Here is a 24,137-nt window from a genome sequence, read left to right on the forward strand (position 1 = left end):
GGCTACCGTATCAGAGCCTCTTTTTCTTCTCGATGCTCGTATTAACAGTAAACAGCAAGCTTTATGATGCTGATGCGTTGTTTATTGCGCCCACACTGAGGCATCCTGATCGTATTCATCGTCGGGATTGTCGACATCCATGTCCGGGTCGAAGGTGTCTTCGCCGTTGTTTCCGCCGCTGTTGTCGTTACTGCTCTCAGCATCATCAACGACGTTGCCTTCATTGTCGTTATTGTAAATGGAACGCTCGTCCACAACTCCGGCCTCCGCATCGGCGTTGATTTCGTCCAGAGCCTTCGCATCAAGAACGTATTTCGGCAGTTCGTGCTTGATGTAATATTGTGCCGCGTATGCCGTCGGAATGTCGTGTCCTGCTTTTTCCGCCATGCTCTGCCGATATTCCAAAACTTCATAGAAGAACTGCGCGGGCTCGATTTGTGAACGGTACTGAGAGGGAATCATGCGAACCGTGGGCTCGAAGCATTCACGCATCCAATCCGTTGCCACGATTTCCAAGTCCTCGCCATCCTGCCATGTGGAGGCACGGTAGGCATCCAAGTCGTTCAAGAGTTTGCGGGCCTGGTTCTCCTGCACATCGAGACCTGTGAGCCGAAGCAGCTTGCGAGAGGCGTACCCGGCATCCACCACGCGCGGGCTCACCAGTACGTGCTTGCCGTCAGGTGCGGTGTTGACCTCAAGCTCATCCACGTCAAAACCGAGGTCATTGAGTTCGTTGACACGTTTTTCGATTTTCCACATCTCGTCTGGGCTGAAATCATCCTCATCGGTCAGGGCTCCCCAGAGTGAGTGATATCGGTCGATGAGCCTGTTACCTACCTCTACCTCATCCACCGTTTCCGGCAAGAGACTGCCGGAGCTCAAGTCCATCAGTTCGCCGATGATGTTGGTGCGGGCCAGGTCCATGTCGTATTCACGCTGCCCGACTGAAAGCGTGGTGTGCAAGGCACCGGTTTCGGCATCTACTAGGAAGGCCGAGAATGCGTCGGCGTCACGCAGGAACAGCACGTTGGACAGTGAGACGTCGCCCCAGTAGAATCCGTCCAGGTGGAGGCGCACCATGAGCACAGCCAATGCGTCAATGAGTCGTTCAGCCGTGTCTGGGCGCAAGTTGCGGGCAAACAGTGCACGGTAGGGCAGGGAGAATTTGAGCTGCTTGGTGACGAGCATGGCCTCCAGGGGTTCGCCGTTGTTGGTATGCCTTCCTGTTACCACCGCAACGGGAGCCACTGTAGGCAGTTCAAGCTTTTGCAGGCGCCGTAGCAATTCATATTCATGGGCGGCAACACGGCTGGTTATCTCCTTCATGGCGTAGATTTCGTCACCGACGTGTACGAAACGTACCACGTGTCGAGATATGCCTCGCGGTAGGTTAGCCAGCAGATCCTTGGGCCACTGTGCCAGTGGCAGTTCCCACGGCAGAGTAAACATCTTGGGATTCGAGCTTGCTGCGGTGATGTTGAGCGCGTCGGGCTCCCGGGTGTCGGCCGCCAGGCCGTCGCTGTTAACCGAAGTGGCCTTGAGTATGCGTGGGTCGAACTGCGCGGTGCCAGTAAGTTTCATATATACCAATCTAATCGCAATACGCGAGAAATACTCCATGTTTCTGCGCATCTCATCCAGCTATGTGGAAAGACAGCTCTACGTTGCCGTGCGGCTCAAAATAACAGAATTCATGCCAAACTTGTTATTTTGAGCCACGCGGCAATCGTGGTGCGTCCCAAAATAACATTGTTGCCCTGAATTTCGTTATTTTACGACGCACTTTGTTTACACCACTGCCGAGGAACCCCGTCGGCGTAGAGCACAGCGAGGTTCCTAGGTGAGTTATAAAACTCGATCTATGACTAGTTGCGGCTGAAGTGACAAGAAACCCCACCATGCATATTGCAGGATGGGGTTCCTTATAATTCAGTGAGCTACTAGTTCAAACGAAGCTCGGTCGAAGGAGCGAAGAGGTGCATCTTCGCCGGATCGATCTTGATCTTTACCGTGTCGCCGACGTGCGGCAGCTGGCGAGGATTGACACGGATGGTCGTCAGATTGTTCTGGTCGGACATGGTGGCGGTGCTTTCGGCAACGGAACCATCGGTGACGATGTTGCCGTAGATGTAGCCATCGGAACCAAGGTCCTCCACGTTCGCCACGTTGAGGGCGAAAGCGTTGGGTTCGTCGGCGCCAGCCAGCGAGGCATCTTCGGGGCGGAAGCCGACGATGATGCGGTCCTTGTCGTCTGGGGTAAGCTTGTTGACAGCCTCGGCGGGCAGATCGATGGTGTCGTCGCCGATCTTGGCCTTGCCATTGACCACAGGGTGTGTGTTGATGTTCATCGAAGGCGAGCCAATGAAGCCGGCCACGAAGGCGTTCTCAGGACGATCGTACAGCTCGGTCGGCTTACCGATTTGCTGCAGGACGCCGAGCTTGATGACGGCGATGCGATCGCCCATCGTCAGGGCTTCGGACTGATCGTGGGTGACGTACAGGGTGGTGACGCCGAGCTGGCGCTGCAGGGCGGCGATCTGCGTACGGGTCTGCACACGGAGCTTGGCATCCAAGTTGGACAGAGGCTCATCCATGAGGAAGACCTTAGGCTTACGGACGATTGCACGGCCCATGGCCACGCGCTGACGCTGACCACCGGAGAGAGCCTTTGGCTTGCGGTCGAGGAATTCGGTGAGGCCGAGCATCTTGGCGGCCTCTTCCACGCGCTGGCGAATCTCCGCCTTCGGGGTGCCGGCAATCTTCAGGGCGAAGCCCATGTTGTCGGCCACCGTCATGTGCGGGTACAGAGCGTAGTTCTGGAAGACCATGGCGATATCACGGTCCTTGGGCTGCATGGTCGTCACATCGGTGTCGCCAATGTAGATCCTGCCCTTGTTGACTTCCTCAAGGCCTGCGAGCATGCGCAACGTTGTGGACTTGCCGCAGCCAGAGGGGCCGACGAGCACAAGGAACTCACCGTCCTTAATATCCATGCTTAGGTTCGATACCGAGGGCTCCGTATTGCCCGGGTAGATTCGAGTGACATTGTCGAATACGACTTTTGCCATGATGTTATTCCTTTCATCGGCAGGTACGTGCCGAACGATCCGTTGTGAAGGGTCTGCCTCAGCCCGGCGCCAACAACGGCGCAAAACCTCAGCGTTTAATTTTGGACTTCAGTGAGAACCGTCTCACAAAGCCGCTAAATAGTCAGTATACACGGTTATCTCGGTGGAAGCGGCGATTTTGGGATGCGTGTCTAGGCGGAATGCCGCAGTTGATTGTAATGTGACTGCGGAGAATCAATATTCTCAGGAAACATTAAGACTATTCCAGTGTTGTTCCAAGAACGATACTGTTATATAAGAACTGTCAGCAAGAGCTGGCCGGAAGTTCGCTTCTGATAATTGAATCCTTCTTCTCTCTTCTCTTCCCCGGCCCAACCCGCCGGGGTTTCTCTTTGTTGTTCGGCTTGGCCCAATTTGCCCGTTGTGTGGGGATGATTGGATTCGAAGGGGACTTTTCCGAGAATATCGTTGCATGTCAAAAAGTAGGAATGGCTGATTCTCGCCTTTTCTGAGAACCATGGTGAGACGGTGAATCGAAAAAATCCTCTCCGACGAAAATCTGACTGACTTGGCGCCTTATACGTCGTAGCGCTAGGATTTGTCGGTGACGGTGGAACGGTACGTCTGCAGACTGCTCGATGGTTTCTTGGGTATGCTGAGTTCCAGCCTTCCACTGTCGACAAGCGGCTTGATGTATCGCTGCATGGTGTAGGGTGTGCCCAAGTCAAGCATCGTAGCAATTTGCACGCGGGTTCGGGGTTCCGCGCAGAAACGTAGGATGGCCGCCTCACGGTTTTGTGGTGCTATGTGCATGCCTGCACCATCACCGTTTTCGGGACCAAGAGCGCCGTCTTGCCCGCCGTAGCCTGCATTGCCGTCCTGAGCTGCGTCGGGGGCACTTGCCGAACCCGCAGGATAGAGTGTGACGCAGAATTCGCCGCGTTTGTCTTCAAACAAAGGCGGCAGTGCGCCAGCGCGAGCCATCAGCTTCTCCACGGTGGGAATTCCAGAATAGCGGTTTTCAGCTAGCCCCAGCAGTTCCATGGCATTCGCGATGACCGGGTTACGCGTATCCGCCTGTATTTTGCCCAACTGGCCCAAGGTCAGCCTTCCGTACAGTCCGCCGGGATTGGTAAGCGTCAGATGGTCTGGGTAGATCTGCAGTTGGATTGGCATGCCCTGCGTGTGGATGCTGTAATCACGGTGGATGAGCGCGTTGAGCACCAGCTCGCGCACGGCTTCCAACGGGTATTCCTGGCGAAACACCCGCATGCCGGTATGTTCGGAGACCATGGTCGGGGTCTTGCTGTTATTGCGCACGAAATTCAGAGCGCCGGCGAGCTGCTCGGCAAGGGTTCCGTTGATGCGCTTGTTGTCGGTGAACCGTTCGCCGGAGGCATTGACGTCACCCACTTGCGGGCCGGGCACAACCGTCGCGATGATGTCAAGCTGTGGGAATGTGGCTTGCGGGTAGAGGCCGAACAGCATGATGGCGGCCAGTGTCGGCGTGGTGCCGTGTAAGATCCCCATAAGGCCGAGCAGGTGTTCGTCGCTCAGCTGGCTGCTGTTCGGCCGGTCCCTTTTGACCGCCAGCACATATTGCGTCAGCGCGTCGTTGTCAAGGTCGTTGGTCTCGACTCCGTTCACAGGCTCCAGTTCATCGCGGTATTTCTTGCGGAATGCCTCATAACTGTAGATTTCGTATTCGTTCATCGGCTCGTCGGCATCTCCGACTCGCACGTATGAACCTTTCAGGCGGCCCTTGCCTGCATAAAAGCAGGGGCGCTCGGTGACGTCCAAGGCAGGGATCTCAGCGCTGACCACGCAGCGCTTGTCGACGGTGCAGACCGTGAATACCGCTCTAATTTGGGGAGACATCTGCTTGCATTGCTCGCTGATGTGCTTCTGCAGATCCTGCACATCGTATACGCCACATATCTCGTAGTCGTGTTCCTCATCGATGCCGAACAGGATGATTCCGCCGTCGTCCTGATTCGAAAAACTTGACAACGTATCGTACAGTCGTGTGGGGCAGCCATCCCGCGCGGCTTTTAGCTCGACCGTCTGTGATTCAGCCTTCTGCGCTAGCACATCAGTGATGAGATTCTGTAAATCTGGTTTCAGCATATCGAGTTCTTTCGCAAAATACGACAAACTAGTGACGCAAATTTACAATATATTATAATAGAACTTGAAAGATTTGCAAAATTGTTTAAATGCTGTGTGTGGAATATAGTAAAATCTGCAAAATTATTAAAATATGGCGTTGTGGTTCTGCGAAATTTGCGAAATATTGAGATAGTTTTACAAATTTTTACATGTCACACCGAAAATTTGCAAAACTTTGAACATTCTGGCGACTTCCGATAGTTCGTGGCGCTCGTGACTTCCGTGCTTATATGTCGTAGCGCCAGGATTTGTCGGTGATGACGCGGGCCATGGCCAGGCCAATGGGCAGGCAGATGATGACCATCACCGCCCGGAACATCCAGTTGAGGGCGTTCATGGTGTCGAACTGGCCCAGGTAGAACATGGCGCGGTACATGTACAGGCCCGGCACCATGATGACGATGCTCGGCACCGTCAGGCAGATGCGTGGGTAGCCCAGGTGCGGTGGGAGGAAGCCGTGGCGCACCGACGAGCGCCAGGCGGTGGCGAGCAGGCCGGCGAGCATGGCTCCGAGCAGCGCGGCGGCCTCGGGTGGCATGTTGAAGTCGGTGAGGGCGAGGCGTGTGGTGTCGGTGATGGCGCCGATGGATGCGGCCACCAGGCACATGCGCTGCGGTGAGTTGAAGAGCACGGAGAAGCCCCACACCCCGCAGAACGCCGCCACCAGGCGCAGTCCGTCGTTGACCCACGGGCTGAGGCCCAGGGGCTCGAAGCCCTGTGGGTTCAAGTGCACCACCATGGCCACTATCCAGCCGGCAAGCGTGGCCATGAGGATGATGGCCAGGGTGTAGAACATGCGCTGCAGACCCGAGGGGATGTCGAGCTTGGCGATATCGAGGCCGCCGGTGATGATCGGGAAGCCGGGGATGACGAAGAGCATGGCGCCGATGTAGGCCGTGTCATGGCGCAGAGCTTCGGGAGCGAAGACGCCGATGAGTCGCAGTGTGCCCACGCACGCCAGTGCTGCGGCGGCCACGGCGATGAAGGTGACAAAGAACTGGTTCAAGTGATGGGCGAACATGCGCTTGCGGATCCACTGGCCAATGCCGGCGCCGACGAATGCGCCGATCATGTCGTAGGGGCCACCGCCGAGCAGAAACACGAAGGCCGCGCACGCCACAGCCGCCGCGAACCCCGAGAACCAAGGCTTGTAGAGCGGCTTACGGCGTTCGATGAGGCTGAGCCGATCGTGCGCCTGGCGTACGGTGATGCCTTCGCTCGGCAGTGATTCCTTGCTTACCCCGATGTGGTCGAAGTGCTCGGCATATTCGCCTTGCGGAGGCTTATACCCGCGTTTTTCTGCGCGTTCGGCGCTTTTGGCCTGTACTTTTTTCGCCTGACTGCGTGCCTTGCGCACTTTCTTGACCACGCGCAGCGCAGACTGCTTGGCCTCGGGGCTGTCAAGGTGATCGACAAGCGCTTCGGAGACCATGGGCCGGGCGTGATAAAGGGAATGCTGGCCGAGGTTCACGTTGAACCAGTCGGCGAAGTGCTCCAAGAGCCAGATGCGCTCGGTGTTGACGCCGGTGGTGGGCAGATCCACCACTTCCGTGAGATGGTCATGGCCGTCGGAGCAGGAGACCTCGATGTCCGTCAGGTTCACGTCGGCACGCACGTGCACGCCCAGTGGGTAGGCGATGCGGTGCATCATCTCGCGCACGCGGAAGCTTCCGGTTCCCGCGCCGAGGTCGAGCGCTCCCACGCGCATGATGACGCTGGTCTTGGCCTCGATGCCGGCGTCCACGATCGGCTTGTCCCAGTCGCGCCTGATGTCTTCCACGTCCAGCGGGATGGAGTGACGGTATCTGTCGGGCACCGATCCTCCGGAGGAGAGCGAGGGGGCGCCGTGGTCGGTGGCGTTCTGCATGGCCTCGTCCGCCGCCGTGGTGCTGCCGGTTCCGGTGGCGTTGTTGGATGCGCCATTCGTGGTGTCTGAGTTATACGTGCTGTTTGTGCTGCCGTCAGCACCGTCAACACCGTTATCGTTGGTGACGGTAGCCCTTCCGCCGTTTGTGATGCCGCTACCAAAATGATTGTCTATATTGTTGCCGCTTCCTGCTGCCAATTCCGTCCTCTCAAGTCTTTTTGCTTTTTCAACCCTCTTATAAGCCGACCACCCCATTGTACCCAAGCTGATTGTAGGCGGCGGAGCGAAGTCCACGAAGATTATTAATGTTTGTTTTATCGAACATTTTGATTTTGTTTGACAAAGCGAACAATTTTGAGCTATTATTTGTTTGTTAAAACATACATTATGGTTTTGTTCGCTTTAGCGAACAGTCTGTATTCCACAAGATAAGGAAGCTCGCATGGCTACATTCAAAGCCCCGCTGCAATCGTTGCCGCAGCTTGCCACGACGGTTCGCGACGCTAGAGTGGCGGCCCATCTGAGTCAGACCGAACTTGCCCTCAAGACTGGAATTCCAAGGCCGTGGATCAGTCAGCTTGAAACCGGTAAGCTCAACGATCCTGGGCTTACGCGCGTGCTTGCAATCTGCGATGCACTGGGCATCTCCCTGACTTCAGAATATGCAGTGGCCGGCAATGATAATGACGCTCATTCCTCCAAGACGCAGAAAACGTCGGACGTTGCCGTAACGTCGGATACTTCTCATGCAGTACAAAGCTCCATTGATATTATGCCAAAAGTTCCCGGTGAAGCAATGGCGAAGACTGCATCGGAATTGGCGAATATTCTCAGGCAAGTCAAAATTCCTGGTGTGGCTTCGTTGTTTGCTGCCATGGATGCTCGTGCAGGGGAAACGGAGCGGCAGGCGAAAGAACTTGAAGGAACCGCTTGATTGCAGACAGCTACAACCAAAGGCGGAAGCGACTATACATCATCAAAGAGCATAAGGACTGGAGAAAGCCGTGAAGACTAAATCTCTCAATACTTTTATCGGCGGCATTTTCATCGGTGTGCTCAGCGAGGATGTCTCGGGTCGTTATAGCTTTACGTATTGTTCGGATGCGCCTGCGCAGCTGTCGCTTTCCATGCCGCGACGAAGCGAGCCGTGGACGGGCAAGCCGGTTGAGGCGTACATCGACGGCATCCTCCCGGATGACCAAGATACACGTCGCCGAATTGCAGGGCTTTACGATGTGAATGCCAATAACCCGTTCTCCTTGCTCACCGCCGTGGGTTTGGATTGCCCTGGCGGCGTGCAGTTTACGGTTGATCAGACGCTTCAGCGCACCGATGATGCAGAGCAGCTTACGCCAATCGATGATGCGGGAATCGGAGGGCGGCTTGCCGAGTTGGCCTCGGCTTCCACGCCGGGATGGCAGGTTGCAGATGAACACTGGTCATTGGGCGGCGCGCAGGGAAAAATCGCACTGCGCCGTGAAAATGAGGAATGGTTCGAGGCGCATGGCTCTGCCGCCACGACCCATATTCTTAAACCGGGCGTGCAAGGTCTGCACGAGCAGGCATTCAATGAATACGTCTGCATGGAGACGCTCAGGGCGCTCCGCCTTCCTACTGCCGTCTCGCATTTCCAAGTATTCGCTAGTGTTCCTGCCATCGTCAGCACGCGTTGGGATCGCAAGCGTGTTGACGACGGGAACGGAAACAGTATTGTGCGCCTGCATCAGGAGGATTTTTGCCAGGCCATGAGCTATATGACTCGTGAGAAGTATCAGAACCAGGGTGGCCCAGGTGCGGTCGATATCGTTCGGTTCATGCGCAAAAATACGCTGGAGGAAAGTGACATCCTGCAGTTCGTCGCCGCCCTTATCATCAATTTCCTCATAGGTGGCACGGATGCGCACGCCAAGAATTACGCAATTTTGGAACAGCCGGGGGCCAAACCGCAACTTGCGCCGCTCTACGATGTCGCCTCCATCTTTGCCTACGATACGCCCCAGGACCGCAGAAACGAACGCAAGCTCGCCATGAGCATCGGAGGTGAATACAACTACGAACGTATTGAGCTTCGGCATTGGCTGAAGTTTGCGCAAGAAGCCGGTATTGAGCCGGAAATTGTAGCCTCATTGCTCGGAATGTATGCAGAACTGCTGCCGCAAGTGTTTGCTCAGACTGCCCAGAAAGCGTTGGATGAGACAGCCACTTTTTCAACACCGACGCAAATTGCGAATCGGAAGCGAGTTGTTCGCAAAATCCAGGCGGGCATTGTAAGGCAGTGTTCTCGAATTCAATAAACACAATGGAACTGTGTTAGGCAGTTGTGTAGAAGTGCGTCGTAACTAGGCAGATAAGCCTGCTGTATCGTGGCGCGTCCGCATTTTGGACATAATCGTCGCCGCTTTATGCGCCGTCTCATTTCCGCCCTAGAATGAGGTACGCAACAACCAAACCAGATGAAGCAGGCTTTGGGTTCGCAACGACCGGCACCAAAACCGTGGAGGAGCCACGGAGGACCGGCTGATCGAGCAACCTGTAACTGGCTCAAGGAGGTGCCTTATGGCACAGCTTAGTGCAAAAAACAGTCCTGGAAAGGGCAGTCGCAAGGCCAAATCGGCCAAGAAATCTACAAGTTCCGCGCAGTCGGCGCAAGGTGAGGACGAAGCGGTTTTTACTTCCGGTGTGGGCACCAAAGGCCCTGAGGAGCGTGAACTTCCAGCCTCGCTTAAAGGCGATATGGATCTGTGCCTGAAGATTCTGCGCGACGTACTCGGTGAATACGACGAAAAGTTGCTTTCCACGTTCGACACGGTGCTTGACTACGCCAACAAGGCCAGCAGCAAGCAGTACGCCACCGATCCAGCCGCCGTCAAAGAGCAGGACAGGAACCATGAACTGGCCGTCAAGACCATCGATGCTTTGAACGTGGGCGACGCCCAGCTGCTGGCTCGCGCGTTCACCACGTACTTCCACCTGGCGAACCTCTGCGAAGAGAACTACCGCGTCTCTGAACTGCACGAGCGCGAGTCGGAGGTTGACGAAGATGCCGCCATCGACCCGGTCAACGAACTGACCGGTGCCTACCATCAACTGATCAATGAGATGGGGCCGGCCAAGGCGCGCGAACTGCTCGATAAGCTGGAGTTCCACCCCGTGTTCACCGCCCATCCCACCGAGGCCCGGCGCAAGGCCGTTGAGGGCAAGATTCGCCGCATCGCCAACCTGCTGAGCGCGGGCAAGTTGCTCGGCGGTTCCGATAAGAAGGAGAACTACCGGCTGCTCTACAATGAGATCGACGCGCTCTTCCGCACCTCCCCCATCGAGCTCAAGAAGCCGACGCCAGTGGAGGAGGCCGACACCATCCTCGACATTTTCGACAACACGCTCTTCAACACCATTCCCAAGGTCTACCGTCGGTTCGACGACTGGATGCTGGGAGACAAGGCCGGACTCGTTGAGCCGCAGTGCCCTGCGTTCTTCCACCCCGGCAGCTGGATTGGCTCCGACCGAGACGGCAACCCGAACGTCACTGCCAAGGTGAGCCGGCAGGTGTACCACAAGTTCAGCGATCACGCTGTCGCCGCTCTGGAGAAGGCAACCCGCGAGGCGGGCACGAACCTGACCATGGAGGCCGTCACCACCCCGCCGAGCGAGGAGCTGGTTGACCTTTGGAACCACCAGAAGGAGATGAGTGAGACACTCACCGACAAGGCGCTGCTGATTTCCACCAAGGAGCTGCACCGCGCGGTGATGCTGGTCATTGCCGACCGTCTACACGCCACCATCGAGCGCAACGCCGACCTCATGTACGCCTCGTGCGATGACTTCATCGAAGACCTCAAGGTGGTGCAGCGCTCGCTGGTGGCCGCTGGGGCGCGCCGTGCCGCTTATGGCCCGCTGCAGACGGTGATCTGGCAGGCACAGACCTTTGGGTTCAACCTGGTGGAGATGGAATTCCGCCAGCATTCGGTGGTGCATTCCCGCGCGCTGGAGGACATCCGCGAGCACGGCCTGCACGGCGAACGCGGCGAGCTCAAGCCCATGACGCACGAGGTGCTTGACACCTTCCGTGCGCTCGGCTCCATTCAGAAGCGCGGCGGGCAGAGGGCCGCACGGCGCTACATCATCTCGTTCACCAAGTCCGCAAGCAACATCCGCGACGTATACGAGCTCAACCGCATGGCGTTCTCCAACCCGGAGGACGTGCCGACGATCGACGTCATCCCGCTGTTCGAGCAGCTTGAGGACCTGCGCAACTGCGTGGATGTGCTCGACGAAATGATCAAGATTCCCGAGGTGCAGGCGAGACTCAAGGCCACCGGCCGCAAGCTGGAGGTTATGCTCGGCTACTCCGACTCCTCGAAGGACGCCGGCCCGACGACCGCCACTTTGGCTTTGCACGACGCCCAGCGCCGCATCGCCGAATGGGCTGAGAAGAATGACATCGATCTGACGCTTTTCCACGGCCGTGGCGGCGCCGTGGGACGAGGTGGCGGGCCCGCAAACCGCGCCGTTCTGGCGCAGCCAGTGGGTTCCGTGAACTGCCGGTTCAAGCTCACTGAGCAGGGCGAGAGCATCTTCGCCCGCTATGGCAACCCCGTACTGGCCATCCGCCACGTGGAATCCGTGGCCGCCGCCACGCTGCTGCAGAGTGCGCCAAGCATGGAGAAACGCAATACGGAAATGACCGAGATGTACTGGGGCATGGCCGAAAAGCTCGACAAGGCGGCGCATGAGCGCTTCCTCGACCTGCTCGGTACGCCGGACTTCACGCCTTGGTTCTCCACCGTTACCCCGCTCACCGAGATCGGTCTGCTGCCGATCGGCTCAAGGCCTGCCAAGCGAGGCCTGGGCGCCAAGTCGCTGGACGACCTGCGGACGATTCCGTGGGTGTTCTCCTGGGCGCAGGCGCGTATCAATCTGGCTGCGTGGTACGGCCTGGGTACGGGCTGCGAGAGCTTCGGCGACCTGGACACCTTGCGCGCCGCGTACCGCGATTGGCCCGTGTTCAGCACGTTCATCGACAACATCGAGATGTCGCTGGCCAAGACCGACGACCGCATCGCGCGTATGTACTTGGCGCTGGGCGACCGCGAGGATCTGAACAAGAAGGTGCTTGACGAGATGCACCTGACCCGCAAGTGGGTGCTTGCCATCGTCGGTGACGAATGGCCGCTGCAGCACCGCCACGTGCTTGGCCAGGCCATTCGCATCCGCTCGCCGTACGTCGACGTGCTCTCCGTCACGCAGGTGCTGGCGCTGCGGGCCTTGCGTGAAAAGCAGAACGCCGAGGCCGAGGCTGCTGCAACCGCTGCGAAGGCTGGCGCTGGTGCTTCGGGAGCAGGCGCTGGTGCTGGGGCTACCGGTGCGGCTGGTGCCCGAGGTGGGCACGGCCCTGCGAAGGGTGCGGGTTCCGTTGAAGCCAAGAAGGTGGACAACGAGAACCTTGCCACGGACCAACAGCGCAGCGGCTTCGTCTACCTCATCCTCTGCACGGTTTCCGGTGTTGCCGCTGGCCTGCAGAACACCGGCTGAGTTGGGCTGACTCAATAAACAGAACTCCTGTAGTTGGCGACGAATAATGGCGCTGTCTGCGGGAGCTTTGCGATGGTTGGTCCAGTGTCCCGTAGTTGTGGACGAAAAGTGGTGTTAACTGCGGGAACTTTATTGTACGTACCGCAGTTGTGGACGGGATTCGTCGTTGACTGCGGTAGCTTTGCGATGGTTGGGTCAGCGTCCCGTACATATGGACGGAAAGTGGCGTTAATTGCGGGAGTCCCTCATGATTTTCAGACTATTTCCATTCAGAGGGGACTTTTCTGGGCATTTTTATGAGCCGAATTTTGAGAGTGGCTTAATTTCGCCATTCTTGATTCAAGTCTCAGCAAAAATTCTGAGGAAAGTCCCCTCTGAACGAAATGGATGCAGGAAAGTTGAAGGAAAAGCCCAAAAGCGGCTGGTGAATAGCGAAAATCCCGCAATCTACGACGATTAATGTCATTGGCTACGCGATTTCCTTGAAATGCTGATATTGGGCAGAGCCAGTCAGCCTTCTGCCTGCTGCGCGTCGGTTGCTGCTTCCTGTTCCGACTCGGGTTTTGATACCGTGTAGCCTAGGCCCGCCAGCCAATCGTCGATCTTGCGCAGGGCATGCTCGGCCTGTGGTCCCTCGATGCAGAAGCCTTCGCGGAATGTGGCCTGTGGGTACAGCTCTTTCAGGCGTTAGAGCGAGTTACCCCAGCCGGACCCGCCATTGGTGCAGAACGGAATCACCGTTTTGTTGTTCCAGTCGTAGGTATCCATGAACGAATAGACGGGGGCGGGGGCTTCGTCCATCCAGTTCGGAAAACCGATGAACACCGTCTCGTTGTATTCCATTTCCGGCATTGGGCCATGAATTTCCGGGCGCGCGTTGGAGTCGAGCTCGAATTGCGCGCGTCTTTTGGTCTCCTCGTAATCAAGTGCATAGTGTTCTGCCGCTCGGATCTTGAACTCTCGAGCGCCGGTCACGCGCGCAATTTCGTTGGCCACGCGGTGCGTATAGCCAACGTATGCCTCATCCTGCGGCTTGTTGGTTCGTTCCTGCGAGAAAAATACCACTAGCATGGCGCGCGCTCCTTTATTGTTCGGAGTCATTTTACCATTGCCATTTGAAGTCATGTCAGCGAAATCCAATGTTGGCGCAACCCAATGTCGGCGAGGACTAATGCCGGTGAAGCCTATGAGTCAAGTCATCTTCGTTCCGTGAGTACTTTTAGAGTGATTTTTGTAAGGCGGATTTGAGAATGGCTTGATTCCGCCATTTTAGATTGGCGATTACGTAACAGTGCGGTCAAAAAGTGCTCACGGAACGAAGTAGATGCCTATTTTGCCTCCATTCACAGCACCGACTGGCCAGTGAGGTGTTTGAACAGGTGTGGGTCGACCGGGCGGGCGAGGCGGAGCCGCAAGATGACCACTTTTGCGGTTTTGCCGTCTTCGCTGGTCGGAGAGTTGACGCTTTCTTGCATATCCTTCACATCGGCCACACGGCCTACGAAGTAGTAGCTGGGAGCCTTCTTGTTGCTGTCGGGGGTGCTACCGGAGCTGTCGATGTTGTCGTCGTTGCTGATGTTGTCGGCACTCGTCTTAGCGGAGTGCAACCATTTGAATTCCGACGATGTCAGCGAGCGTCCGTTTTTGCTGAACCATCGGATATCGCTCGTGTTGAGGAATCGGTCGTCGTACTGGCTGGCCTCGTAAGCTTTTTAATAACTTACAAAATCACTTGTTCTTGTGGTTCTTTGTATATCTTTATTCCATTTGCGGATACTTGATAATCAAGTATGGCTAGCTGATTAAGAACTGATTTTCTTACAACTAGATTTATTGGTTCCTCGATTTTTTTATCTTTTGAAGTCAGCGAAAACCAAAATGGACTTGAATGATTATGACTATATGCACGTTGCGCATATTGATAATCTCCTCTGATTTTAGTTGCGGTTGCTTGTAAAACTTGGAAGGATAGATGTTGTTGTTCCAAGTACTGGTGCAAAAGCATTTTACTAATTAACATTACTTCCACATTGCTGAAATTGTCTGGTTCTGTAGGTGGTAAGAACTGTCCTTGTCCGATGTAAATCGTATTAGGCCAAGCATAAAGATAGTAATCCGTTATATTTTGTGAACCAGGCTTAAGGAACCATCCCTCCACTACTGCACCATTTTTATTGCGAGAAGAAAGCTCGAAGGCTCCGGTTGGAAGATTTCTATTACAGTAATCAAGAGCCGCTTTTTCATCAATATTGATTATAGATTTACCGACCCATTGAGCGAGCTGTACGTCAACTCCAGAATATTGCAAATCTTCATTGTTCTTAAAACTTTTTCGTGAGTCTTCTGTCCAGGAAAGATTAGGGTCATATTTACGCCAAGGCATTCTGGAATAAAAATAATCATCTAGGAAACTGCCCAAAGCATCTTCATTTTTCGAATCTTGATTGAAATTACTTGTCCTCAATGACATAAAACTTCCTTTTTAATATATCTAGTATTTTAGCATAGTCTTATACAACTGTAAACGCCATATTGTGGATTGCTAGTTATAGTTATAAATGTATTAAGAAAAACGAGTTTATGATTTGATCTTTTGTCGCAAATGTCCTATAATCTTCTTGTACGGATTAGCACAAATGTTCGGATCGAAAGGGCGCTATGGACAAGGAAATCAAGGTCGCCGAGATGTTCGCGGGAGTCGGCGGATTCCGCTTGGGCCTTGACGGTTACGACAAGCTTGAGCATCCCGAATTCCATTGTGATGCTGCTGGCCCGTTCTCCACAATCTGGGCGAACCAATGGGAGCCGAACGGCTCTGAGACCAAGCAATTTGCCTGGCGTGCCTACGAACAACGATTTGGTAGCGGTAGTTGCATCAACGAAGACATCGAGAAGGTACTCGACGAGGTTGAGCGAGGCGAACGTGAAATCCCTGATTTCGATATGCTTGTCGGTGGTTTCCCCTGCCAGGATTATTCAGTGGCAAGAACACTTTCCAGTGCTGGCGGCATTGAGGGCAAGAAAGGTGTGCTCTGGTGGCAGATTCGCCGCATGCTGAAGTTTAAACATCCCAAGTACGTCCTATTGGAGAATGTTGATCGGCTGTTGAAATCTCCGGCTTCTCAACGTGGACGTGACTTCGCCATTATCCTTTCTTGTCTGGCTTCTCTTGGGTATTCTGTCGAATGGCGCGTTATCAATGCGGCTGATTATGGTATGCCACAGAAACGTCGCCGCACTTATATCTATGGCATTAAAACCGACGAAACTTGGGATTTTCCAACTTTATTGTTCAAGAATGGCGTTATGTGCAGAGCTTTCCCAATCGAAGAAGACGCGGATACACAGTTGCGGTTGCGGGATGTGTCTTTGGACATTGCCGAAGTCAGCGACAATTTCGGCAAAGGTGAGAAGGTCTCCTACTTTGAAAACGCTGGAGTAATGCAGAACGGACATATTGCCACTTGCCGAATTACTCCGAAATACGACGGTCATTACGCCACGTTGTCAGAAATCGTTGTTCCCGATTCTGAAGTTCCGAGTAATTATTTTATCGATGAAGCATCACTGCCTAAATGGCAATATCTCAAAGGTGCCAAGCACGAGAAACGTAAGTCTTCCAATGGTTTTGAGTACAACTACTCTGAGGGCAGCATGGCTTTCCCTGACAGCCTTGACAGGCCATCTCGCACGATTCTGACCAGTGAGGGCGGCAGCGGCCCAAGTCGTATGAAGCATGTAGTCATGGCAGAAAATGGCCGCGTACGCAGGCTTGTTCCAGATGAGCTCGATCAGCTGCAGATGTTCCCCAAAGGTTGGACCAATACCGGTATGACCGATGGACATAGGGCTTTCTGCATGGGCAATGCTCTTGTGGTCGGTATCCCGCATAGGATTGGACAGATTATTGCAGCTGATGCTGCGGAAGAAAAATAATCATAGAACAGGCGCTAAAATCATTATACGTATGTGTTTAGTACTTGCATGTATTCTTTATCTTCGCTAGATTGAGATTAATTGGCAAGAGATGGAAGGCGCATATATGACACTCAATGAGGAACGAAAGTACAGTGATTTGGATAGCGTCTTCACCATGTTGCTAAGCGCTCGCGGAAGGACGTTCCGCGATATAGATGAGACGGGGCGCGGCACTGCCAAAGGCAACAAAGGCGCTTTGGGGCAAATTGTGGAAGAATCATTACTGCAGTATCCCATTAATTCGGATAAACAGGCGGATATCCAAGTTGGCGATGAACGCTATGAGCTCAAGGTGACTCCGCTGAAACATCTGAAGAACGGCAAGGTTTCAGCTAAGGAACGATTGGTACTCGATATCATCAATTATTTGAAATTGCCAGAGGAGACTTTCGAAGATTCGCAGTTTTGGGAAAAATCGCAAAAAATTATCATCGTCTACTATTTCGACGATCGTGGTAAGAAGCATGCATCGATTCTTGATAGTGAGTTACTTGATGCTTTTCTGCTTAAGTATGATTCTGAAGATCTCAAGACTATTCAGGAAGATTGGGCATATATCCAATCCAAGGTTGCTGGAGGTAAGGCCGATCAACTTAGTGAATCAGATACCACATACTTGGCTGCTTGCACAAAAGGTGCCACTGCTGCTTCTTCCCTTCGAGATGCACCGGCACCTCCAGATTCTGGTAAGCGATTCATCAGGGCCAAGCAGAGGGCGTTCAGTTATAAAGCTTCATATATGACGAAGATTGCCCGGCAGAGACTTGGCCAAAAGACATCAGCAGAGCGATTGCCGATGAGCGCCGACCAAACGCTCAATGAATTTGTTCGTAGTAAGACTCAGCAATATGTTGGTCAATCGGTCCAGAACATTGCTGATTCACTAGGAATTCCAGTTTCTATCTCTAAGGGTTTCAATGCGACACTTGCATTGCGCATGCTAGATTCTTCGCAGAAAAGCGTGAAAGGTATAGAGCAATTTGAGGCTGCTGGCGTAGATTCGCTTAAGACGGTTGTCATTTATCAAAATGGACTACCTGAACAAGATATGTCATTTCCATATATAAGAAAAGAACAATGGGCCGAGTTGGCCAACAAGTCAGTCCAATGGCATGATTCGTTCATGTACCAGTTCTTTGAAACCAACAAGTTCCTTATTATGACATTCCAAGCAAAGGGGAAAGCACACCGAACTGATAGCAAAAAAGAAACAGACATTCTAACTGATGAATTCTTGTGGAACATGCCCGAGCGTGACATTGAAAAATACGTTAAACCAGTTTGGGAACAGCTACACGGCTTAATGCTAAGCAGTAAGTCAGTAAAGCATTATCAGAAAGGACACAATCCCTTGCCGGGCAAGAAGTTCAATCATGTGTGTCATCTTCGTCCGCATGGCGATGACCACACCGATAAAGTTACACTGCCCAATGGTGAAACAATTACTAAACAATGTTTCTGGTTGGATCGGCATTACATTGCCAGCATAGTAAAGCAGCATAATGAGCTGGATGAGCAATGACTTTGGGGTTGTGATGGATAATCAATCAGACCGTATTCAGATACCAAGACAAACCCGATTGGCTTTAGACGAGGCTACGCGGCTGGTCGAAACTGGTAATGGCATAGCATACGACACTCCTGCCGATATGTTGGACACGATACTCGACGACAGTTCGGGAACCATCGCTAATCCTTCGACTTTGACTATGGGACGATAGTTGTGCTATGTGCTCAAAGCAACCAGCCAGTTTGCGCGTGACGCCAAACAGTTGGCGACGTGAAGACGATTGCGCAATTTTCGTAAGAACCGGCTCCCACAACAATGTGTTTGGAAAGTGATAGATAGTGAATGCGTGGCTGCAGTTTATGTCTTTTTTGTTTTTGACAAGCTGACTAAAACTTTCAAATCACTGACATAGTGACTTTCAAATCACTGACTTAGACGCTCTCGAATCCCTGACTTAGAGTCTTTCAAATCCCTGACATAGGCTGTATGCAAATTCGTCAGTAGGATTCATGATAATTCATCAGTAGCGTGCAGCTGAAGCGTTTTGCTGAAACAAACTCCGCTGGATGATGCCGGAGATGGCGTTACCAAGCGGAGTTGCTGAACTCGCGGAATGGCATATGCTGTACACCGCATGACTTGCACCGGCAGATAGTGACGTTTTTCGGCATAAGTTGTCGGTTCCAAAAACAACTCCGACAAAGAGTGTCGAAAAGTGGCACTCTTTGTCGGAGTTATAGGTGGAATAGTAAACCGCGGAACTGCGAAGCTGCACAATGGCAGGTTGTGGGTGTCAGGTGATGCAAAGTCAGACCGAGAGCAAAGGGGAACCGCCACTAGTGCCGCTGCGTGTCGCTAAAGCTCCTACTCATCCACAGATTGCTTGTCAAACCCGTACCCAAGCCCTTCAACCCATTTGTCGATTTCTGGCATCGAATCGATCACCTTGTCGCTCTGGATCGCCAAGCCCTCGCGGAAGGTGGCACCTGGGCAGAGCTGCTTGATGGTTTCGAGCGTATTGGCCCAGCCTGAGCCGCCGTAGGTGCAGAATGGGATTATGGTCTTGCCGTTCAGATGGTCCGTCTCGTCGAGGAAGGTGCGTACCGCCATCGGAGCCTCGCCGCACCAGTTCGGGTAGCCCAGGAACACGGTGCTTCCCTGCGCAATGCTCGGCAGCGGCCCACGGATCTTCGGCCGTGCGTCGTCGGCCTGCTCCTTGAGGATGATCTCCTTGGTTGTGTCGTAGTCGTCGGGGTAGAGCCGCTCCGGCTTGATTTCGAACTCCTGTGCGCCGGTCACGCGCGCAATCTCGTCGGCCACGTGGTGGGTGAACCCGACTTTGAGTCCATCCTTGCTGTAGCTGCTGTCATCCCATGAAAAATATGCGATTAACATTTGATGCTTCCTTTCCGCCGCCGTGGCCGGGTATCCGCAACGAACACGGTCGGGCGCGTTTTATGCCCAATATATCAGCCGCTCTCGAACCTCATGGACGGACGAATCGGTCTATATGCGACCAAGTGGGGTCGGGTTCCGGCTATGTGGAGAGTCTCAAGACCGCCTTGTAAAGGCGGCGCAGCGTGCGCATCGCGGATGTCTACCTCGCGGGCGGCGTTGACACTGATTCCACCGAGAGAGCCGCGGTCATGTGTCTACGCAAGCTGCATCCTTCATGCGCGCCGGCGAGCTGGCGAGGTCATTCTCTTCGACCTGGTCAACGACCTCAACCTCGCGGAATGAACGATGACGCTTATCTGGAGAGTTTTAGTGGGTTTATGGTCTGCGATTGCCGGCAAAGCCTTGGGACGATAGCTCATCTCATCGCTCTGAGTGTCAGGCATATGGTCGCTGAGTGTTAGTTAGACTATTCTCGCAGATACGTATCGGCTGCCAAGAACTGTCCGTTTTTTGTGTTGAAGCTTTCGCTGCCGCGGTATACCACGGTTCGGCGTTCAGCTGGAACGTTGAGCAATTCCCCTATGCTGGCAAGATGCTTAAATGCATCAGGGCGTGGGGTGAGGCCGGATTTGATTTCGATGAGTTCTGGTTCGTGGCGTTTGTGGCAATCCACAAGGTCGATTTCCGCTTGGTTTGAATCTCGATAGAAGCATAGGTCGGCATCGGCGTTGGCGTTCTTATACCGTTTGACGGTTTCTGAGACGATGAGATTCTCAAATATGTCGCCTCGCTTGGAGTCGTTAAGCAGTTCGTTGACTGATTGAATCCCCAATAGATAATTAAGCAGTCCTGTATCGTAAAAATATAGTTTTGGCGTCTTGGTCAGCCGCTTTCGCGTATTTGAGAAATATGGCGGCAATCGAAATACGATGAAGCTTGCTTCGAGAATCGACAGCCATTCTTTGGCGGTGGCGAAAGCAATGCCTGTCTCGCGGGCCAACGCGCTGAGATTGAGCAGATTGCCGGCGCTTTGCGCGCATAATCGAACAAACTTGGTGAAATCTCCAAGATTGCGCACATCCAGGTATTCCGCCACGTCGCGTTGTACGTATGTCGCTATGTAGTTGCGGAAATAGATGTTTGCCGGCGTGGGGACATCGTAAAGATGTGGATAGCCGCCACGGAACATAAAATCGTCGATGCCCAATGAAGAATTTGCGCTGTGGGCCTCAGTAAAGGACAACGGCAATAATTGCAGCATTCCCACACGTCCTGCGAGCGATTGCCCGATGCGTCGTTCCATGAGAAAGTTCTGCGAGCCGGAGAGTACGTATTGCCCCATGGTGCCTCGATTGTCCGCCTCGACTTGAATCTGCGAAAACAGGCTGGGAACGTACTGTGCTTCGTCAATGATGAGATGATCACTCCGTGAGCGGATGAACCCCACGGGATCTTCCTCCGCGCTGGCGCGCGTGGCTTCATCTTCGAGATTGATGTATTCATATGTTGGGAGCGCTGCCTTGATTAACGTGGACTTGCCGCTTTGCCGCGGCCCTGTTACAGAAACCACGGGAAACCAAGACAGCATGTCTGCCATTGAACTAGCGAGTGTCCTTGGAATCATCGCGCCCTTCTTAAATATGCAAATTCGTAAGTAGGATTTATGATAATTCGTAAGTAGGATTTATGCAAATTCATAAGTACAGTTCATGATAATTCATAAGTAGAGTGTATGCAGATTCGGTAGTAGAGCGTATGATAATTCGTCAGTAGAGGTTTACTTTGCTGGTGTCAAGGTATCAATTTCGGCCTTATTCCGCCTCTTTCGGCAATGCGAGCGCTTTGTCGATGAGCTCTTGCGCTCGCTGTAGGCAGCTGATTCTTCTATCGATTTCCTTGCGTTTCGCACTCAATGCCGCTCGTTCGCGTTCGCAGACCCCGGAATCAAGATCCAGGCAACCCGTCAGCTGCGAGACTTCATCGATGCTGAGGCCGGATTCGAGCAAGGTATGGATGCGCAGTGCGCGATCTTGCGAATCTTTGTCGTACATGCGGTAGCCATTGGTGTCCCTGCGGTTTTCCAGCAAGCCGTGCTCGGTCCAGTATCTGATCTGTCGTGTGCTCAGTCCGGTTGCATGGGCGAGTGCGCCGATTTGCATGAGTCCCCTTTCATCTCCGTAATCGTGCCGAGCCGCCTCCCGGCATAAGCGTTTTGCAACCGACAGTGTGACGCGACTCCGTGCGCATCGCAACGTAGTGTGATACCTTCGCAGTGTTCGCTGGCGGCTAAGGAATGCGGCTGTGGCTTGACCTTGACACAAATGTCAACCTATAGGCTCGTCATGTCAACAAATTTCGACATGAGAGGAATACTCCTATGGCATCATCAATCCGGTCCGCTTCGGGTTCGGGCTCCGATTCGGCAATGCAGACAGCGTCTGTGCCCCGTCGTCCGGCGCCTCGCAACCTTCACATGGGCCTCATCGCCTTCTGCACCCAGTTCGTCATCGGTACGGATACGTTCCTGACTGCGCCGCTGCTGCCGGTGCTTCAGCGTGAGCTTCACATCCCCACCGCCCTCGGCGGCTGGCTGGTCTCGGCCTACGCCATCGGCTTCGTGTTGAGCGCGCTGTTCGCCGGCCCGATCTCCGACGTACTCGACCGCAAGACCGTCATCATCGGCGGCGTGGCCGGGTTTGCGGTCTTCACCTGCCTGTGCGGGTTCGCGTGGAACTTCCCCACGCTCTTTGCGGTGCGATTCTTTGCCGGCATGGCCTCGGCGTTCGTCGGGTCGCAGATCTACGCCACCATCCCGGTGGTGACGGAGCCTAAAAAAGTCGTTTCAACCATGGGCTACGCCACCACGGGCCTGGCTGTAGCCCAAGTGCTCGGCATCCCGATTGGATCGCTGCTCTCGGTGGCCAACTGGCGCATGCCCTTCTATGTGGTCTCCGGCCTGGCGGTGTTGCTCGTCATCGTGCTCGCAGCCATGTTCCCGCACGTGCGTCCGGTGGCTGGTGCGCACATGGGCAACCCGTTCGCCCGCTACTCCGAGGTGCTCCACAATCGCAGGCTGCTGCTCTCCCTTCTGGCCTACCTCGGCTTCATGGTGGGCAGCTGGTCGGGCATGACCTACATCAGCTCTTGGCTCACCCGCGATTTCGGTATGTCCCAAACCTGGGCCTCTGCCGCGCTCATGGCCGTGGGCGCCGGCCAGACCATTGGTTCGCTCATCGGCCCGAAGGTAGCCGCCAAGCTCGGCACCGCACGTTCGCTCATCGTTGGGGCGCTCGGCATGGGCATCCCCTATGCGTTGACCAGTGTGGCCACGAATGTGTGGTTTGCGGTGGTGCTGCTGGTCATTGCGCTCATGGTGGCGGGCTTCATGCTGCCGGTCATGATGAACCAGACCCAGCAGCAGACCAGCGCCGCGCGTGGCACCGTCTCCGCGCTTACCAACGCGGCCATGTACCTCGGCGTCACTATCGAAGGTGCCATCGCCGGTCCGATCTTCGCCGCCACACGCGGCTACCACGGCATCGCCGTCATCGTGGTGGTCGCCTTCGCCCTCTCGATGCTCATCTACGCTGCGGCCGGCGCGCTCAAGCGGCAGCCGTAGCGGTTGAACCGTGGGGTGTTATCAGATTCAAGGCGGTTTTCGGGTTTCCTGGAGTTTCTTTCAGATCTCCCGAATCCTCCGGCCCCCATCACTGCAACGTGGTCACCACCGGGTGCTCCAAGTAGTCGTACACGCGGCGCACCTCAGCGAGCTTGGTCAGGTCGAGCATCTGCGGATGGTCCAGGTCAAGACCGGCGATGCGGTCCATCTCGCCGTCGCTCAACGAAAAGCCCCAGATGCCGAGGTTCTCCCTCATCCGCTCCTCGTGGGTCGACTTGGGGATGACGACCGCGCCGCGCTGCACGTTCCACCGCAGCACGACCTGAGCCACTGACTTGCCGTGCCGTGCGGCGATTTCGCCAAGCACCGGGTTGGAGAACATGCCGTTCATCCCCTCCGCGAACGGCGCCCACGTCTCCGGCTGTACCCCTTGCTCGCGCATGAAATCCAAAGTAGCCTGGCGCTGATAGAAGGGATGCAACTCGATCTGGTCGATCATCGGCTTGACCTCTGCGTTGAGGCTCAGGTCCAGGAGCTGCGGTGCGGTGAAATTGCAGACGCCGATGGCCCGGATGCGTCCGGCTTTGTAGAGTTCCGTCATCGCCCGCCACGCACCGTAGTAGTCGTTCAGCGGCATGTGGATGAGGTAGAGGTCGAGGTAGTCGGTACCGAGGTTCGCGCACGAGCGCTCGAAGGCCTCGCGCGTCTGCTCGTAGCCCATCTCCTGGATGTAGGCCTTCGTGGTGATGAAGAGGTCTCCGCGCGGCACACCGCTCTTTTTGATTGCCTTTCCGACCGCCGCCTCATTGCCGTAGCTACTGGCGGTGTCGAGCAGTCGGTAGCCACAACGCAATGCAGCTTCCACTGCATACTCGCATTCCTCTGCGTCCGCGATCTGAAAGACGCCGAATCCCTCCTGCGGCATCATCACACCGTTGCTCAGTTTTACCTGTGCCACAGACTCTGCTGCACCATTCAATGCTGAATCGTTCATAT

At 54.6% G+C, this 24,137-nt stretch carries 17 protein-coding genes; 6 read left to right on the forward strand and 11 right to left on the reverse strand.

Annotated elements, in window-relative coordinates; genetic code table 11:
* Positions 1–81: 81 nt before the first annotated feature.
* The 4 genes from ACSYSS_RS00090 to ACSYSS_RS00105 form a co-directional block, all read right to left on the reverse strand.
* A complete protein-coding gene (locus ACSYSS_RS00090) occupies positions 82–1,581 on the reverse strand; it encodes a DUF4032 domain-containing protein (protein WP_491703529.1) in 1,500 nt (499 codons plus the stop codon).
* Positions 1,582–1,940: 359 nt separating this feature from the next.
* On the reverse strand, positions 1,941–3,068 hold the full coding sequence (locus ACSYSS_RS00095) for an ABC transporter ATP-binding protein (RefSeq protein WP_491703530.1): 1,128 nt from the start codon (positions 3,066–3,068) through the stop codon (positions 1,941–1,943).
* A gap of 591 nt (positions 3,069–3,659) precedes the next feature.
* Entirely contained in the window at positions 3,660–5,195 is a 1,536-nt protein-coding gene (locus ACSYSS_RS00100) for an ATP-binding protein (protein WP_491703531.1), read from the reverse strand.
* 268 nt (positions 5,196–5,463) lie between these two features.
* A complete protein-coding gene (locus tag ACSYSS_RS00105; RefSeq protein WP_491704290.1) occupies positions 5,464–7,104 on the reverse strand; it encodes a threonine/serine exporter family protein in 1,641 nt (546 codons plus the stop codon).
* 442 nt (positions 7,105–7,546) lie between these two features.
* Between ACSYSS_RS00105 and ACSYSS_RS00110 the strand changes: the two genes are divergently transcribed.
* The 3 genes from ACSYSS_RS00110 (at position 7,547) to ACSYSS_RS00120 (ending at position 12,636) form a co-directional block, all read left to right on the forward strand.
* Positions 7,547–8,038 carry a helix-turn-helix domain-containing protein gene (locus ACSYSS_RS00110; protein WP_491703532.1) on the forward strand — a complete coding sequence of 164 codons (492 nt, stop codon included), beginning with the start codon at positions 7,547–7,549 and terminating at the stop codon, positions 8,036–8,038.
* 70 nt (positions 8,039–8,108) lie between these two features.
* A complete protein-coding gene (locus tag ACSYSS_RS00115) occupies positions 8,109–9,398 on the forward strand; it encodes a type II toxin-antitoxin system HipA family toxin (RefSeq protein WP_491703533.1) in 1,290 nt (429 codons plus the stop codon).
* 439 nt (positions 9,399–9,837) lie between these two features.
* Entirely contained in the window at positions 9,838–12,636 is a 2,799-nt protein-coding gene (locus ACSYSS_RS00120; RefSeq protein ID WP_491704291.1) for a phosphoenolpyruvate carboxylase, read from the forward strand.
* 687 nt (positions 12,637–13,323) lie between these two features.
* Here the strand turns inward: ACSYSS_RS00120 and ACSYSS_RS00125 are convergent.
* The 3 genes from ACSYSS_RS00125 to ACSYSS_RS00135 all read right to left on the reverse strand — a co-directional run bounded on the left by ACSYSS_RS00125 (position 13,324) and on the right by ACSYSS_RS00135 (position 15,106).
* Entirely contained in the window at positions 13,324–13,707 is a 384-nt protein-coding gene (locus ACSYSS_RS00125; protein ID WP_491703534.1) for a flavodoxin, read from the reverse strand.
* Positions 13,708–13,979: 272 nt separating this feature from the next.
* Positions 13,980–14,297 carry a DUF3427 domain-containing protein gene (locus ACSYSS_RS00130; RefSeq protein ID WP_491704292.1) on the reverse strand — a complete coding sequence of 106 codons (318 nt, stop codon included), beginning with the start codon at positions 14,295–14,297 and terminating at the stop codon, positions 13,980–13,982.
* Positions 14,298–14,356: 59 nt separating this feature from the next.
* Positions 14,357–15,106, reverse strand: coding sequence for an FHA domain-containing protein (locus ACSYSS_RS00135; protein WP_491703535.1), 750 nt, complete (start codon positions 15,104–15,106; stop codon positions 14,357–14,359).
* Between the two features lie 188 nt (positions 15,107–15,294).
* Between ACSYSS_RS00135 and dcm the strand changes: the two genes are divergently transcribed.
* Together dcm and ACSYSS_RS00145 are read left to right on the forward strand one after the other, a co-directional pair.
* A complete protein-coding gene (gene dcm, locus ACSYSS_RS00140; RefSeq protein ID WP_491703536.1) occupies positions 15,295–16,572 on the forward strand; it encodes a DNA (cytosine-5-)-methyltransferase in 1,278 nt (425 codons plus the stop codon).
* 106 nt (positions 16,573–16,678) lie between these two features.
* Positions 16,679–18,136 (forward strand): Sau3AI family type II restriction endonuclease, encoded by a 1,458-nt coding sequence (locus ACSYSS_RS00145; RefSeq protein ID WP_491703537.1) that lies wholly within the window; start codon positions 16,679–16,681, stop codon positions 18,134–18,136.
* 852 nt (positions 18,137–18,988) lie between these two features.
* Here the strand turns inward: ACSYSS_RS00145 and ACSYSS_RS00150 are convergent.
* The 3 genes from ACSYSS_RS00150 to ACSYSS_RS00160 all read right to left on the reverse strand — a co-directional run bounded on the left by ACSYSS_RS00150 (position 18,989) and on the right by ACSYSS_RS00160 (position 21,681).
* Entirely contained in the window at positions 18,989–19,519 is a 531-nt protein-coding gene (locus ACSYSS_RS00150) for a flavodoxin (RefSeq protein ID WP_491703538.1), read from the reverse strand.
* A 469-nt stretch (positions 19,520–19,988) separates the two neighbouring features.
* The gene (locus ACSYSS_RS00155; RefSeq protein WP_491703539.1) at positions 19,989–21,119 is read right to left on the reverse strand and encodes an ATP-binding protein; all 1,131 of its coding nucleotides are present in this window, start codon (positions 21,117–21,119) and stop codon (positions 19,989–19,991) included.
* A 214-nt stretch (positions 21,120–21,333) separates the two neighbouring features.
* Positions 21,334–21,681 carry a MerR family transcriptional regulator gene (locus ACSYSS_RS00160; RefSeq protein ID WP_491703540.1) on the reverse strand — a complete coding sequence of 116 codons (348 nt, stop codon included), beginning with the start codon at positions 21,679–21,681 and terminating at the stop codon, positions 21,334–21,336.
* Between the two features lie 218 nt (positions 21,682–21,899).
* Here ACSYSS_RS00160 and ACSYSS_RS00165 point away from each other — a divergent pair, with 218 nt between their 5' ends.
* Positions 21,900–23,141: an MFS transporter gene (locus tag ACSYSS_RS00165; RefSeq protein ID WP_491703541.1), complete on the forward strand. Its 1,242-nt coding sequence runs from the start codon at positions 21,900–21,902 to the stop codon at positions 23,139–23,141.
* Positions 23,142–23,229: 88 nt separating this feature from the next.
* Here ACSYSS_RS00165 and ACSYSS_RS00170 read toward each other — a convergent pair whose 3' ends face one another.
* Positions 23,230–24,135 carry an aldo/keto reductase gene (locus tag ACSYSS_RS00170; protein ID WP_491703542.1) on the reverse strand — a complete coding sequence of 302 codons (906 nt, stop codon included), beginning with the start codon at positions 24,133–24,135 and terminating at the stop codon, positions 23,230–23,232.
* Positions 24,136–24,137: the final 2 nt, after the last annotated feature.

The organism is Bifidobacterium sp. ESL1118 (assembly GCF_058505595.1).

Coding starts and splice junctions, on each gene's coding strand:
- ACSYSS_RS00090 (WP_491703529.1), bottom strand. CDS start 1,581: ATGAAACTTACTGGCACCGCGCAGTTCGACCCACGCATACTCAAGGCC.
- ACSYSS_RS00095 (WP_491703530.1), bottom strand. CDS start 3,068: ATGGCAAAAGTCGTATTCGACAATGTCACTCGAATCTACCCGGGCAAT.
- ACSYSS_RS00100 (WP_491703531.1), bottom strand. CDS start 5,195: ATGCTGAAACCAGATTTACAGAATCTCATCACTGATGTGCTAGCGCAG.
- ACSYSS_RS00105 (WP_491704290.1), bottom strand. CDS start 7,104: ATGCAGAACGCCACCGACCACGGCGCCCCCTCGCTCTCCTCCGGAGGA.
- ACSYSS_RS00110 (WP_491703532.1), top strand. CDS start 7,547: ATGGCTACATTCAAAGCCCCGCTGCAATCGTTGCCGCAGCTTGCCACG.
- ACSYSS_RS00120 (WP_491704291.1), top strand. CDS start 9,838: ATGGATCTGTGCCTGAAGATTCTGCGCGACGTACTCGGTGAATACGAC.
- ACSYSS_RS00125 (WP_491703534.1), bottom strand. CDS start 13,707: ATGCTAGTGGTATTTTTCTCGCAGGAACGAACCAACAAGCCGCAGGAT.
- ACSYSS_RS00135 (WP_491703535.1), bottom strand. CDS start 15,106: ATGTCATTGAGGACAAGTAATTTCAATCAAGATTCGAAAAATGAAGAT.
- dcm (WP_491703536.1), top strand. CDS start 15,295: ATGGACAAGGAAATCAAGGTCGCCGAGATGTTCGCGGGAGTCGGCGGA.
- ACSYSS_RS00145 (WP_491703537.1), top strand. CDS start 16,679: ATGACACTCAATGAGGAACGAAAGTACAGTGATTTGGATAGCGTCTTC.
- ACSYSS_RS00150 (WP_491703538.1), bottom strand. CDS start 19,519: ATGTTAATCGCATATTTTTCATGGGATGACAGCAGCTACAGCAAGGAT.
- ACSYSS_RS00155 (WP_491703539.1), bottom strand. CDS start 21,119: ATGGCAGACATGCTGTCTTGGTTTCCCGTGGTTTCTGTAACAGGGCCG.
- ACSYSS_RS00160 (WP_491703540.1), bottom strand. CDS start 21,681: ATGCAAATCGGCGCACTCGCCCATGCAACCGGACTGAGCACACGACAG.
- ACSYSS_RS00165 (WP_491703541.1), top strand. CDS start 21,900: ATGGCATCATCAATCCGGTCCGCTTCGGGTTCGGGCTCCGATTCGGCA.
- ACSYSS_RS00170 (WP_491703542.1), bottom strand. CDS start 24,135: ATGAACGATTCAGCATTGAATGGTGCAGCAGAGTCTGTGGCACAGGTA.